This is a genomic window from Streptomyces rhizosphaerihabitans (assembly GCF_025399795.1).
GTDB lineage: Bacteria > Actinomycetota > Actinomycetes > Streptomycetales > Streptomycetaceae > Streptomyces > Streptomyces rhizosphaerihabitans.
The window spans coordinates 149,835-164,061 of the sequence record NZ_JAODTZ010000011.1 but is presented as its reverse complement, the minus strand read 5'-3'; the positions used below and the strand labels follow the sequence as shown (position 1 = coordinate 164,061).

Genomic DNA, 14,227 nt, shown 5'->3' with positions numbered 1-14,227 from the left:
TGAATCCCCCATGCACGACCCCAGCTTGACCTAACCGCGGTGCCGGGGAGGATCCGGTTCACCGCCTGAGTCCTGGAGAAGGCGAGGACTTGAGCATGGGATCCACTTCCGCCGAGAACAGCAGCCCCGAGGGTGTCGGCCGCCGTGACCTCATCAAGAGGTCGGCCGCACTCGGTCTGATCACCGTCCCGACGATGAGCTTCCTGTCCGCGTGTGCGAGCGGCGGGGGCAGTGACGACAACTCCGGCGACAAGGGCACCGGCAAGACCAGCAAGGACAACCCCTTCGGCGTGAAGAAGGGCGGCGGCAAGCTCGACGTCGTCGTCTTCAAGGGCGGCTACGGCGACGAGTACGCCAAGGCGTGGGAAGCGGCCTTCGACAAGAAGTGGGGCTCCAAGAGCGCCCACACCGGTACCCAGGAGATCACCGGCAAGCTCCAGCCGCGCTTCAACGGCGGCAACCCGCCGGACATCGTCGACGACTCGGGCGCCCAGCAGATCAAGCTGGACGTGCTCTACAAGAGCGGCCAGCTCCTCGACCTGGCCTCGGTCCTCGACGCCCCGTCCATCGACGACCCGACCAAGAAGGTCCGCGACACCCTGATCCCCGGCACGCTCGACCCGGGCCTGCAGGGCGGCAAGGTCGTGTCCCTCAACTACATCTACACGGTGTGGGGGTTGTGGTACTCCGGCAAGCTCTTCAAGGAGAAGGGCTGGGAGGTCCCCAAGACCTGGGACGACTTCCTCGCCATCTGCAAGGACGCCAAGTCGCAGGGCATCGGCGGCCTCGCCCACCAGGGCAAGTACCCGTACTACATCAACATCGCCATCATGGACCTGATCGCCAAGCAGGGCGGTCTGGACGCCATGAAGGCGATCGACAACCTCGACCCCAAGGCGTTCGTCGGGTCCGACGCCGCCCAGGCGGCCATCGAGGCGATCTACGAGGTCGTGGAAAAGGGCTACTTGATGCCCGGGACCAACGGCCTGACCCACACCGAGTCGCAGACCCGGTGGAACCAGTACAAGGCCGCGTTCATCACCTGTGGCTCCTGGCTGGAGAACGAGCAGCTCAAGCAGACCCCGGCCGACTTCGACATGAAGTTCATGCCGATGCCCAGCCTGTCCGGCGACAAGCTGCCGTTCGAGGCGATCCGGGCGGGTTCCGGCGAGCCGTTCATCATCCCGGCGAAGGCCGCGAACCTGCCCGAGGCCAAGGAGTTCATGCGCTCCATGCTCTCCAAGGAGTGGTCGACGCTCTTCGCGCAGAAAGCCAACTCGCTCACCATCCTCAAGGACAGCGTGTCCGAGGGCGTGCAGCTGCGTCCCGGTACGCAGTCCACCGTCGACGCGTCCAAGGCGGCGGGTGACAACACCTTCAACTACCTGTACTTCAACTGGTACAGCGAGATGGACGTCTCCATCCAGAACGCGTCCAACGAGCTGATGTCCAAGCGCATTCAGCCGAAGGAATGGCTGAAGCGGGCCCAGGCGGCGGTCGACAAGGCGGCCAAGGACCCGGCGTCCAAGAAGAACCACCGCGACTGATCACGTAAAACCCGGAACATCAGGGGCACGCGCACCCGGAACACCCGGGTCACGCACACCCGGAACACCAGGGCAGGATGCCATGCGAAAAGGGCAGTACCGGTTCGTCGCGGGGTTTCTCCTCGCACCTTTGGCGCTGTATCTGATCTTCGTGATCTGGCCTTACCTACAGACCATCGGTTACTCCTTCACCGACTGGAAGGGTCAGTCGCAGACGTTCAGTTTCGTCGGCCTGGACAATTACAAGGCGTTGTTCCAGGACGACGTATTCCTCGAAGCGATCTGGCACAACATCCTGTTCCTGGTGTTCATCCCGGTGATCACCATCCTGCTCGCCCTCTTCTTCGCCTTCATGGTGAACGCGGGCGGGCGGGGCGGCGCCGGTGGCGTACAGGGCGTCGCCGGCTCGCGGTTCTACAAGATCGTGTACTTCTTCCCGCAGGTGCTCTCGCTCGCGATCGTGGCGGTGCTCTTCGGGGCCCTCTACCGCAGTGACAGCGGCGGTCTGCTCAACGGCCTGCTGATCAAGCTCGGCCTGGTCGACGGGAACAACCCCATCGAGTGGATGAACGAGCCCAACCTGGTGCTCTGGTGCCTGATGGCGGTCGTCGTCTGGCACGGCGTCGGCTTCTACCTGGTGCTCTTCTCGGCCGCCATGCAGTCCATCCCGCGGGACATCTACGAGGCGGCGCTGCTGGACGGCGCGAGCCGCACCCACACCTTCTTCCGGGTCACCCTGCCCCTGCTCTGGGACACGGTGCAGACCGCCTGGGTCTATCTCGGCATCATCGCGATGGACATGTTCGTCCTCGTCTCGACCACGACCCAGGGCACCGGCTACGGCGGCGGGCCCGACCACCACAGCGAGGTCATGGCGAACGTCATGATGCGCAACTTCCTCTACTTCGGAAAGAGCGGCTACGCCTGCGCCATGGGCGTCGTCATGCTCCTTCTCACCCTGATCCTGTCCGTGGTCACGCTGCGCGCCACCCGCCGCGAGCGCATCGAGTTCTGAGCGGGAGACACGACTATGAGCGCACCCATCACGGAGCCGACGAAGGTCGACGGCGCCGGAGTACCCCCGCAACGAAACGCCAGGAAGGCCCCGCCCCGGCCGGGTGACAAGCGCACCGAGGGCATGGCCCTCAACGTCTTCTCGCACGGCTTCCTGGCCCTGTGGGCGGTCCTGATCATCCTGCCGCTGCTCTGGCTCGTCCTGAGCTCCTTCAAGACCGACGCGCAGATCGGCGGTTCGGCCCTCGGCTGGCCCTCGAACTGGCAGTTCGACGTCTTCACCCGGGCCTGGAACAAGGGCATCGGCGACTACTTCGCCAACACCCTGATCGTCCTGGTCTTCTCGGTCCCGCTGACCATGCTCCTCGGCGCGATGGCGGCCTACGTACTGGCCCGCTACGAGTTCCCGGGCAACCGGCTCGTGTACTACTTCTTCGTCGGCGGGGCCATGTTCCCCGTCTTCCTGGCCCTGGTTCCGCTGTTCTTCATGGTCAAACGTCTCGACATGTTGAACACATACCAAGGCCTGATCCTGGTGTACGTCGCCTACTCGCTGCCGTTCACCGTGTTCTTCATGCACGCCTTCTTCCGGACACTGCCCACGGCGGTCTTCGAGGCGGCGGTGCTCGACGGGGCCTCGCACACCCGGGCGTTCTTCCAGGTCATGCTGCCGATGGCCAAGCCCGGACTGCTCAGCGTCGGCATCTTCAACGTCCTGGGCCAGTGGAACCAGTACATCCTGCCCTCGGTGCTGATGCAGCCGCAGACCAGTTCGGATCCGGAACGCTACGTTCTGACCCAGGGCCTCATCCAGCTGCAGCAGCAGCAGGGGTACGCCACCGATCTTCCCGTCCTGTTCGCCGGCGTGACGATCGCCATGATCCCCATGCTGATCGTCTATCTGTCCTTCCAGCGTCAGGTCCAGGCGGGCCTCACCTCGGCGACTCTCAAGTAGCGAATCGTCCCGTTCTCCGCCTACGCCACCTCCGGCCCCGGGGGTGGCGTACGTGTGTCCGGGTGCGGCCGGAACTCGAACATGACCGGGTGGACCTGATTTTCGTCAAGGACTTGACGCCGGTAACCCGTTCAGCGGAGCTTGGAGTTCACAACTTGTAAGTGACCGGGTCACGTTGACGTGACCCGGATCACACGGGCGGCATCGGGGCCGCCCGCTGAGGGCAGGAGTGGATGAGTCGATGGAGACTCCGGGGTCGCAGTCTTCGCTGCACCGAGCCAATCTGGAGCGCGTCGTGCGAGCGGTGCGCCTCGCCGGTTCGCTCACACAGGCGGAGATCGCGAGGACGACGGGCCTGTCGGCCGCGACCGTTTCCAATATCGTTCGTGAACTCAAGGACGGGGGAACGGTCGAGGTCACGCCCACTTCGGCCGGCGGCCGCAGGGCGCGCAGCGTGTCCTTGAGCGGCGACGCCGGCATCGTCATCGGTGTCGACTTCGGGCATACCCATCTGCGCGTCGCGGTCGGGAACCTGGCCCATCAGGTGCTGGCGGAGGAGTCCGAGCCGCTGGACGTCGACGCCTCCGCCGCGCAGGGCTTCGACCGGGCCGAGGAGCTGGTCAGCCGCCTGATCGCGGCAACCGGCGTGGACCGTTCCAAGGTCGCGGGCGTGGGGCTCGGTGTGCCGGGCCCCATCGACGTGGAATCGGGGACCCTGGGGTCCACCTCGATCCTGCCGGGCTGGACCGGCGCCAGGCCCGCCGAGGAGCTGCGGGGGCGGCTCGGCGTGCCCGTGTACGTGGACAACGACGCCAATCTGGGCGCGCTCGGCGAGATGGTCTGGGGCAGCGGGCGCGGGGTCCGGGATCTCGCGTACATCAAGGTCGCCAGCGGTGTCGGCGCGGGCCTGGTGATAGAAGGCAAGATCTACCGCGGTCCGGGTGGCACGGCGGGAGAAATCGGGCATATTACACTTGATGAATCCGGCCCCGTCTGCCGTTGCGGCAACCGCGGCTGCCTGGAGACCTTCGCGGCGGCGCGCTATGTGCTGCCGCTCCTCCAGTCCAGTCACGGGACCGATCTGACCATGGAGGGCGTGGTCAGGCTGGCGCGGGACGGAGATCCGGGCTGCCGTCGCGTGATCGCCGACGTCGGCCGACATATCGGCAGTGGAGTCGCGAACCTCTGCAATTTGCTGAACCCGAGCCGGGTGGTCCTCGGCGGCGATCTCGCCGAGGCCGGTGAGCTCGTTCTCGGGCCCATCAGGGAGTCTGTCGGCCGCTATGCGATCCCCAGTGCCGCACGTCAGCTCTCGGTGTTGCCAGGGGCGCTCGGGGGCCGTGCGGAGGTGCTCGGAGCGCTTGCTCTCGCGCTCAGCGAGATGGGCGATTCGACCCTTTTGGACGGGTCTCTGTCCGCCGCTGCGCCTGCCTTCACTTAGAGAACGAAACACGCCGTTGCCAACCCGTTAAGTATTTACTTCTTGACGTCGCACGGGTGGCCGAGTTGACTCCAAACCACCTCGGCCGCAGCGTTGCGGCCCTGTCAGGGAGGCACCACCAATGAACAACACGATGCGCAGAGTCGTAATCGGTACCGCCGCTGTTTCCATGGCCCTCTCGGTGGCCGCCTGTGGCAAGGCCGGCGACAAGAGCTCCAGCGACAGCAGCAGCTCCTCCTCCTCGGGCAGCAAGACCATCGGTCTCCTGCTCCCCGACAGTGTCACCGCGCGCTACGAGAAGTTCGACCACCCGCTCTTCGAGAACAAGGTCAAGGAGCTGTGCCCGGACTGCAAGGTCCAGTACGCGAACGCGGCCGGCGACGCCGCCAAGCAGGCCCAGCAGGTCAGCACCATGATCACCCAGGGCGTCAAGGTCCTCGTGATCAGCGCGCAGGACTCGGCCGCCATCAAGTCCTCGATCAAGACCGCGGTCGACAAGGGCATCAAGGTCGTCGCGTACGACCGTCTCGCCCAGGGTCCGGTCTCGGCTTACGTCTCCTTCGACAACCAGAAGGTCGGCCAGCTCCAGGGTGAGGCGCTGCTCGCCTCGCTCGGCTCCAAGGCCACCCCGAAGTCGAAGATCGTCATGATCAACGGTGACGACGCCGACCCGAACGCCGGTCAGTTCAAGGCGGGTGCCCACAAGGCCCTCGACGGCAAGGTCGACATCGCCTACGAGCAGTCCGGCCTCTGGAAGGACACCGTCGCCGCCCAGAAGATGTCCGCTGCCATCACGCAGCTCGGTGCCAAGAACATCGCGGGCGTCTACTCCGCCAACGACGGCATGGCCGGTGGCATCGCGAACACCCTCAAGGGTGCGAAGATCAGTGGCATCCCGCTGACGGGTCAGGACGCGGAGCTCGCGGGTATCCAGCGCATCGTCGCCGGCACCCAGTCCTCCACCGTCTACAAGGCCTTCAAGCCGGAGGCGGACGCCGCTGCCCAGCTCGCGGTCAACCTGCTCGAGGGCAAGGACATCAAGTCCCTGGCCACCCAGGAGCTCACCAGCGGCTCCGGCGACAAGGTGCCCTCGCAGCTCCTGGTCCCGGTCTCGGTCACCAAGGCCAACATCAAGGACACGGTGATCAAGGACAAGCTCTACACCGTCGCCGACATCTGCACCGCGGACTTCGCCAAGGCCTGCAAGGCTGCCGGCCTCCAGTAAGCACGACCCTCTCGGGCGACCTCCGCGCAACGGGTGGTCGCCCGAGTTTCGGCCGCTCAGCGGTCTCGCGAACCTGTCCGACGCCTGCCCCACCTTCACACCCCGCTGCGGGGCGGGCGTCGGATGGATCCGTTGCGAAATGCAGCGGATTCGCGCATGTTCATCTTGTAAACCTTGTGCATTTCGCACATCCCTCCGCGCCGGTTGGTTCGAGCGCGGCATCCCCGCCGGTCAGGCGGCGAAGGAGATGGTTCACGTGTCCGCTACGCCCGTGCTGGCGTTGCGCGGAGTCTCCAAGCGATTCGGTGCTGTGCAGGCACTCACCGATGTCGAGCTGGAGGTCCACCCCGGAGAAGTGGTCGCCCTGGTGGGCGACAATGGCGCAGGAAAGTCCACCCTGGTCAAGACCATCGCGGGTGTCCACCCCATCGATGAGGGCGTCATCGAGTGGGACGGTCAGCCCGTCAGCATCAACAAGCCGCACGACGCCCAGGGACTCGGCGTCGCGACCGTCTACCAGGACCTCGCCCTGTGCGACAACCTCGACGTGGTCGGCAACCTCTACCTCGGTCGTGAGCTGCTTCACCGCGGCGTCATCGACGAGGTCACGATGGAGCAGAAGGCGCGTGAGCTGCTCAGCACACTCTCCATCCGCATCCCGAGCGTGCGTATCCCGATCGCGAGCCTTTCCGGCGGTCAGCGCCAGGTCGTGGCCATCGCCCGCGCCCTCATCGGCGACCCCAAGGTCGTCATCCTCGACGAGCCGACCGCCGCGCTCGGTGTCGAGCAGACCGCTCAGGTCCTCGACCTGGTCGAGCGGCTGCGCGAGCGCGACCTCGGCGTCATTCTCATCAGCCACAACATGGCTGACGTGAAGGCCGTCGCGGACACCGTCGCCGTCCTGCGCCTGGGCAAGAACAACGGCTCCTTCTCCGTGAAGGACACCAGCCACGAAGAGATCATCGCCGCGATCACCGGAGCCACGGACAATGCCGTGACCCGTCGTGCCGGGCGTCGCAACACGGAGGCCGCAAAGTGAGCGACACGTCCAAGGTTTCCAAGGCGGAGGCCGAGGTGGCGCACCAGAACACGGTGGCTCCCTCCGACGACCCCACAGCCGCTCCCGTGTCGGTCGTGGACCCGCGTCTGCTGGTCCGCGAAGAGGGCCTCAAGGGCTACGTCACCGAGTTCAAGCGCAAGATCAAGGGTGGCGAGCTGGGCTCGCTGCCGGTCTTCATCGGCCTGATCATCATCTGGACGATCTTCCAGACGCAGAACAGCCGCTTCCTCAGCGCCGACAACCTGTCGAACATCAGCTACTTCATGTCGGCCACCGGCATGCTGGCCATCGGCCTGGTGTTCGTCCTGCTGCTCGGTGAGATCGACCTCTCCGTCGGCTCGGTCAGCGGCCTCGCCTCCACGGTCTTCGCGGTGTTCGTGGTCAACCACGGCGTGAACGCCTGGCTGGCCCTGTTCCTGACCGTCCTGACCGGGGCCGTCATCGGCGCGATGCAGGGCTGGTTCTTCGCCAGGATCGGCGTGCCCGCCTTCGTCGTGACGCTGGCCGGCTTCCTGGGCTGGAACGGCCTGATGCTGTGGCTGCTCGGTACGAGCGGCACCATCAACATCCCGGCCGAGAGCGGCCCGGTCCACCTGCTCGGCCAGAGCTCGTTCTTCATGGACCAGGCCGTCATCGGTGCCTACGTGCTGGCCGGCCTCGGTGTCGCCTCCATGCTCGTGGGCTCGTTCATCGACCAGCGCCGCCGCCGGGCCGCCGGTGTGCCCTTCCGGCCCACCAGCGAGATCCTGCTGCGCGTCGGAGCGCTCGCCGTGGCGTCCTTCACCGCCGCCGCCGTGCTGAACAACGCCTCCGGTGTCTCCAACGCCCTGGTGATCTTCCTCGCCTCCCTGGTGATCGTCGACTTCGTGCTGCGTCGCACCACGTACGGCCGCAAGATCTTCGCGGTCGGCGGCGGCATCGAGGCGGCCCGCCGTGCCGGTATCAGCGTGTCCATGGTCCGCATCACCGTCTTCGCCATCTCCGGCGGTTTCGCGGCGGTCGGCGGTATGTTCTTCGCCGGCCAGACCGCGAGCGCCACGCTGAACGCCGGTGGCGGCAACACGCTGATGCTCGCCATCGCGGCGGCCGTCATCGGTGGTACGAGCCTCTTCGGTGGCCGCGGAAACGTTTGGTCGGCCCTCCTGGGCATGCTGGTCATCCAGTCGATCCAGACCGGTCTCGACCTGCTCAACATGAACACCTCCATCCAGTACATGATCACTGGTGCGGTGCTCCTGGGCGCGGTCGTCATCGACTCCGTCTCGCGCAAGAGCCAGAAGGCCGCAGGCCGCGCGTAACACTCCGCGGGGAACGCCGTAGCACAGCGCGACGGCGTCCCTGTGAAACATCCTGTGCCCGGCGCCAGTGGTGGCGCCGGGCACAGTCACGTCCGGACATGGAACGCGCGTTCCCGTCCGGTTGGGCCGATCGTGTGGCGTACAACGCCAGGCCCGGACCGCGCCCGCAAAGGCGGAACATTAGACTCGACCAAGCCCGGCAACAGCTCTACTGCAAGGAGGCACGGGTGCCGCTGCTGACCCGCATCAGGGGACCGCGCGATCTGGACCGGCTCAGCCTGGAGCAGCTGGACCAGCTGGCCGGCGAGATCAGGACCTTCCTCGTCGACGCGGTCTCCAAGACCGGCGGCCACCTCGGCCCCAACCTCGGTGTCGTGGAACTGACCATCGCCCTGCACCGCGTCTTCGAGTCGCCCAAGGACAGAGTGCTGTGGGACACGGGCCACCAGTCCTACGTCCACAAGCTGCTCACCGGCCGCCAGGACTTCTCCCGGCTGAAGATGAAGGGCGGCCTGTCCGGCTACCCCTCGCAGGCCGAGTCCGAGCACGACATCATCGAGAACTCGCACGCCTCCACGGTCCTCGGCTGGGCCGACGGTCTGTCGAAGGCCAACGAGGTCCTCGGCAGGAACGACCACGTGGTCGCCGTCATCGGTGACGGCGCTCTCACCGGCGGTATGGCCTGGGAGGCGCTGAACAACATCGCCGACGCCAAGGACCGCCCGCTGATCATCGTCGTCAACGACAACGAGCGTTCGTACGCGCCGACCATCGGCGGCCTCGCGAACCATCTGGCGACCCTGCGCACCACCGACGGCTACGAGCGCTTCCTGGCCCGCGGCAAGGACCTCCTGGAGCGCACCCCGGTCGTCGGCAAGCCTCTCTACGAGACCCTGCACGGTGCGAAGAAGGGCCTGAAGGACTTCATCGCCCCGCAGGGCATGTTCGAGGACCTCGGCCTGAAGTACGTCGGGCCGATCGACGGCCACGACATCGAGGCCCTGGAGTCGGCCCTCGCCCGCGCCAAGCGCTTCGGCGGCCCGGTCATCGTGCACTGCCTCACCGAGAAGGGCCGCGGCTACCAGCCCGCCCTCCAGGACGAGGCGGACCGCTTCCACGCCGTCGGCAAGATCCACCCCGACACGGGCCTGCCGATCGCCTCCTCCGGCGCCGACTGGACCTCCGTCTTCGGCGAGGAGATGGTCGAGCTCGGCAAGGAGCGCGAGGACATCGTCGCGATCACCGCCGCGATGCTCCAGCCGGTCGGCCTCGACCGGTTCGCCAAGGCGTTCCCCAAGCGGGTCTACGACGTCGGCATCGCCGAGCAGCACGCCGCCGTCTCCGCCGCGGGCCTCGCCACTGGCGGACTGCACCCCGTGTTCGCCGTCTACGCGACCTTCCTCAACCGCGCCTTCGACCAGGTCCTGATGGACGTGGCCCTGCACAAGTGCGGCGTCACCTTCGTCCTGGACCGCGCGGGCGTCACCGGCACCGACGGCGCCTCGCACAACGGCATGTGGGACATGTCCATCCTCCAGGTCGTCCCGGGCCTCAGGCTCGCCGCGCCGCGCGACGCCGACCAGGTCCGCGCCCAGCTGCGCGAGGCCGTCCAGGTGAAGGACGCGCCCACCGTGGTGCGCTTCTCCAAGGGCGCGGTCGGCCCGGCCGTCCCCGCCGTGGGCCGGATCGGCGGGATGGACGTCCTGCGGGAGCCCGGCACCGACGCGCCCGACGTGCTGCTGGTCTCCGTCGGCGCGCTCGCCCCGATGTGCCTGGAGATCGCCTCTCTCCTCGACCGGCAGGGCATCTCCACCACCGTCGTCGACCCGCGCTGGGTCAAGCCGGTCGACGAGGCCATGGCCCCGCTCGCCGAGCAGCACCGCGTGGTCGTCACGGTTGAGGACAACTCCAGGGTCGGCGGTGTCGGCTCGGCGGTCGCGCAGGCCCTGCGCGACGCGGGCGTCGACGTCCCGCTGCGCGACTTCGGCATCCCGCCGCGCTTCCTCGACCACGCCTCCCGCGCCGAGGTCATGGCGGAGATCGGCCTGACCGCGCCGGACATCGCCCGGCAGGTCACCGGCCTCGTCGCCAAGCTCGACGGCCGGTACGAGCGCACCACCGCGCAGGCCATGGACGCGGTGGAGCCCGCGCGCGACTGACGCGGCCACGTAGGGCCGATGGGCCGGTTTCAGCACCCTGTACGGGTGGTGAAACCGGCCCATCCGCGTGAACCGGGCCGCGCCGGGGAACACGTGCTACCTGCCCTCTCGATCATGTCGAGGACGACAAGCGTGGGAGGTACGTCCGTGAGCAACACCCTCTTCAGAACGAAGAAGGTCGAACAATCGATCTTGGACACTGAGGAGCCGGAGCACGCGCTCAAGAAGACGCTGTCCGCTCTGGACCTCACCGTGTTCGGCGTCGGTGTCATCATCGGCACCGGCATCTTCGTCCTCACCGGCAAGGTGGCCAAGGAGAACGCGGGGCCGGGGGTCTCGCTCGCCTTCGTCGCCGCGGGTGTCGCCTGTGCGCTGGCGGCCCTGTGCTACGCGGAGTTCGCCTCCACGGTCCCCGTCGCGGGATCCGCGTACACGTTCGCCTACGCCTCTCTGGGCGAGATGCCCGCCTGGATCATCGGCTGGGACCTGGTGCTGGAGTTCGCGCTCGGCACGGCGGTGGTGGCCGTCGGCTGGTCGGGCTATGTGCGCTCGCTGATGGACAACGCGGGCTGGCACATGCCCGAGTCGCTCAGCGGACGCGAGGGGGCCACCGGGTTCGGTTTCGACATTCTCGCCTCAGCACTGGTGCTGGTGCTCACCGCCATCCTCGTCATCGGCGTGAAGCTCTCCGCCCGGATCACCACACTGGTCGTCGCGATCAAGGTCACCGTCGTCCTGATCGTGATCATCGCGGGCGCCTTCTTCATCGAGGGCGACAACTACAAGCCGTTCATCCCCAAGGCGCAGGCCGTGGAGGCGGGCAGCGGCATCAAGACCCCGCTGATCCAGCTGATGTTCGGCTGGGCGCCGACCAACTTCGGCGTGATGGGCATCTTCACCGCGGCCTCCGTCGTGTTCTTCGCCTTCATCGGCTTCGACGTGGTCGCCACGGCCGCCGAGGAGACGAAGAACCCGCAGCGGGACATGCCGCGCGGCATCCTCGGCTCGCTGATCATCTGCACCACGCTCTACGTCCTGGTGTCGATCGTGGTCACGGGCATGCAGAAGTACACCGAGCTGTCCGTCGACGCCCCGCTCGCCGACGCGTTCAAGGCCACCGGGCACCCCTGGTACGCGGGCGTCATCAGCTTCGGCGCCGCCGTCGGACTGACCACGGTCTGCATGATCCTGCTGCTCGGCCAGACGCGTGTCTTCTTCGCGATGAGCCGCGACGGACTGCTGCCGCGGTTCTTCTCCCGGGTCCACCCGAGGTTCCGCACCCCGCACCGGCCGACGATCCTGCTCGGTGTGATCATCGCGATCCTCGCGGGCTTCACCAGCCTCAGCGAGCTGGCCGAACTGGTCAACATCGGCACGCTCTTCGCCTTCATCGTGGTCGCCGTCGGCGTCGTCATCCTCCGCCGCACCCGCCCCGATCTGCCCCGCGCCTTCCGCACCCCGCTGGTGCCGTGGGTGCCGATCCTGTCCGTCCTCGCGACGCTGTGGCTGATGCTGAACCTGCCCGCGGAGACCTGGCTGCGGTTCGCGATCTGGATGGTGATCGGCATCGTCGTCTACTTCCTCTACGGGCGCTCGCACAGTCGCCTCGGCCGGCACGAGGAGACGACACTCGGCGAGATCGGCAACCCGCCCGGCGGCACCGCCGGGTAGCGGCCCCGCCGGCCCCGCCCTCCCGCTCCGGTCGGGACTGCGGGGCCTTGTGGCGTGCTCGTACACCCGCTGGGCGGCGGCAGTGACGTGACGAGCGGACCGGCGTCACGGGGGAGTACGCCCCGGACCCGATCCCGTGTCCCGTCGTCGCGACGCGCGCCGGGCCGCCAGGTACGCGGGTGCGGATGCCGGAGGTGACGCCGCGCCGTCGGGCGGCGTCGAGGAGATCGCGGCGTCGGCGAGCTCGGCCCAGGGCGGTGACGCGGACCGGCGGTCAGGGCGGTACGCGGACCGGCGGTCAGGGGTGAGGGCGTACCGTGCGCGGCCCCGTGACCGCCGCGCCCAGTTCGCCGACCCGGCGTCGTAGTTCGCGGTCGGCCGTGACGACCAGACAGGCGCGGCCCCGAGCCTCGGCCACCAGCTCCACCATGCGGTCGTCGCCGCTGCCCGGAGCCTCGTCGACACGGACCCCGGGGACGGAGTCCACCCCGCGCGCCGCGCCCTCCACCACCAGGACGATCTCCAGCGGGCCCGGGTGACCGGGCAGGCCCCGCTCGGCGAACTCCGCCAGCGTGTCCCTGAGCCGCCCGGCGGCGCCGCGACGGTCCCGCCACCAGCCGTCCGGCACGGACCCCACCACGTTGGCGCCGTCCACGATGAGCAGAGTCGTCATGCCCTCACCCTGCCAGAACGCCCTCGGCCCGGCGCCGTGTCACGACGGACACGGCCCCGGCGGAACGGCACGCCCCCGATTACCGGGCGCCCCGCCCCCGATTAAGGTGAAGCGGTGAACGTCGACTGGCTCATACGCGGCCGCGACGGCAGGCTCGCTGCGTACCTGCTGTCGGAGGCCACGGTCCACTGCCGGGCGGAGCGCGGACCCGGTGGCCCCTGGGACCCTCCGCGTACCGTGGGCGGCGACCAACGCCTGCACTCCGTAGTCGCCTTGGGCCAGGGTTCTGATCGCTACACCCACCTGGTCTCCTGGCGTCCGACGGCCCGCGACCAGTCGGGCCTCGTCCACTCGACCCACTTCCGGCCGGACCTCGCCGCCCTCGACTGGAACCCGATCGGTCACCCCGACCGCACCGGGGACCGGACGGGCAACCCCGCTGCAGCGGTCGACGCGAAGGGGCGCGCCCATGTCTTCGTCCGCAACAAGGGCGGCGGAGTGAGCATGATCGCCCAGAAGGAGAAGGGCGGCTGGGGGCCCTGGTACGACCTCAAGGGGCATGACGTCCAAGGGGATCTGGCGGCCGTGACAGGCAGCTCCGGCCGTGTCGAGCTGTACGCGGCCGTCCCGGGCGGTGTTCTGCACTGGCGCCAGGAGGAGGCGGGCGCGCAACCCGCCCTGGACGAGGCGCTGGAGGCACCGGTCCGACCCGGCACCCTGCGCGCGCTCGCCACCTCCGCGGACTCCACCACGCTCTTCTTCACCGACGGCTCGGGCGATGTGTGCGCATGGCGTCCCGGCACCAAGCCGGTGGCCCTGCTGGCCTCGGCCGGCCCGGGTCCCGTCTGCGTCATCCGCTGCGAACTCGACGGCCACGACTGCACGTTGCTGGCCCAGCGTTCGGCGAGCGGACGGGTGGCCTTCGCCGCCTACCCGACCGAGGACGAGTCGGCGGGCGCGTGGTGGACGGAGTCGGGGCCCGAACTCCCCGCCGACGCCCTGCTGTCGCTGGCGGAGGACAAGGAGGGCCGAGTGGTCGCCGCGACTCTCTCCCCCGGCACGGGCGAACTCCGCGTCACCCGCCGCAAGGACGAGCCGGGGATCGCCCTGGAGGCATGGCGGTCGGTCTGACGCCGCCGGTTCTCGTTCTGGAACGCACGCCGACACCGCCGTACCGAAAGCCG

11 protein-coding genes are annotated in these 14,227 nt (G+C 68.0%); 10 read left to right on the top strand and 1 reads right to left on the bottom strand.

What is annotated here, in order from left to right; translation table 11 throughout:
- Positions 1-95 precede the first annotated feature (95 nt).
- The 9 genes from ngcE (at position 96) to N4G66_RS14115 (ending at position 12,370) form a co-directional block, all read left to right on the top strand.
- Positions 96-1,547, top strand: a complete 1,452-nt coding sequence (gene ngcE, locus N4G66_RS14155; protein WP_261704429.1) for an N-acetylglucosamine/diacetylchitobiose ABC transporter substrate-binding protein — start codon at positions 96-98, stop codon at positions 1,545-1,547.
- An 82-nt stretch (positions 1,548-1,629) separates the two neighbouring features.
- A complete protein-coding gene (locus N4G66_RS14150) occupies positions 1,630-2,562 on the top strand; it encodes a carbohydrate ABC transporter permease (RefSeq protein ID WP_261704428.1) in 933 nt (310 codons plus the stop codon).
- A 15-nt stretch (positions 2,563-2,577) separates the two neighbouring features.
- On the top strand, positions 2,578-3,516 hold the full coding sequence (locus N4G66_RS14145) for a carbohydrate ABC transporter permease (RefSeq protein ID WP_261704427.1): 939 nt from the start codon (positions 2,578-2,580) through the stop codon (positions 3,514-3,516).
- A gap of 241 nt (positions 3,517-3,757) precedes the next feature.
- Positions 3,758-4,957: an ROK family transcriptional regulator gene (locus tag N4G66_RS14140; RefSeq protein WP_261704426.1), complete on the top strand. Its 1,200-nt coding sequence runs from the start codon at positions 3,758-3,760 to the stop codon at positions 4,955-4,957.
- A 133-nt stretch (positions 4,958-5,090) separates the two neighbouring features.
- Positions 5,091-6,182 carry a sugar ABC transporter substrate-binding protein gene (locus N4G66_RS14135; protein WP_261704425.1) on the top strand — a complete coding sequence of 364 codons (1,092 nt, stop codon included), beginning with the start codon at positions 5,091-5,093 and terminating at the stop codon, positions 6,180-6,182.
- 247 nt (positions 6,183-6,429) lie between these two features.
- Positions 6,430-7,221, top strand: a complete 792-nt coding sequence (locus N4G66_RS14130) for an ATP-binding cassette domain-containing protein (RefSeq protein WP_261704424.1) — start codon at positions 6,430-6,432, stop codon at positions 7,219-7,221.
- The gene (locus N4G66_RS14125; RefSeq protein ID WP_261704423.1) at positions 7,218-8,540 is read left to right on the top strand and encodes a sugar ABC transporter permease; all 1,323 of its coding nucleotides are present in this window, start codon (positions 7,218-7,220) and stop codon (positions 8,538-8,540) included. The genes N4G66_RS14130 and N4G66_RS14125 overlap by 4 nt, the downstream gene beginning before the upstream one ends.
- A 227-nt stretch (positions 8,541-8,767) precedes the next feature.
- Positions 8,768-10,699, top strand: a complete 1,932-nt coding sequence (dxs, locus tag N4G66_RS14120) for a 1-deoxy-D-xylulose-5-phosphate synthase (RefSeq protein ID WP_261704422.1) — start codon at positions 8,768-8,770, stop codon at positions 10,697-10,699.
- A gap of 147 nt (positions 10,700-10,846) precedes the next feature.
- Complete coding sequence (locus tag N4G66_RS14115; protein ID WP_261704421.1) at positions 10,847-12,370, top strand: amino acid permease; 1,524 nt, start codon at positions 10,847-10,849, stop codon at positions 12,368-12,370.
- Positions 12,371-12,668: 298 nt separating this feature from the next.
- On the opposite strand, the gene N4G66_RS14110 is transcribed toward N4G66_RS14115, so the two are convergent.
- Positions 12,669-13,043, bottom strand: coding sequence for an NTP pyrophosphohydrolase (locus N4G66_RS14110; protein ID WP_261704420.1), 375 nt, complete (start codon positions 13,041-13,043; stop codon positions 12,669-12,671).
- A 114-nt stretch (positions 13,044-13,157) separates the two neighbouring features.
- Here N4G66_RS14110 and N4G66_RS14105 point away from each other — a divergent pair, with 114 nt between their 5' ends.
- Positions 13,158-14,174 carry a hypothetical protein gene (locus tag N4G66_RS14105; protein ID WP_261704419.1) on the top strand — a complete coding sequence of 339 codons (1,017 nt, stop codon included), beginning with the start codon at positions 13,158-13,160 and terminating at the stop codon, positions 14,172-14,174.
- Positions 14,175-14,227: the final 53 nt, after the last annotated feature.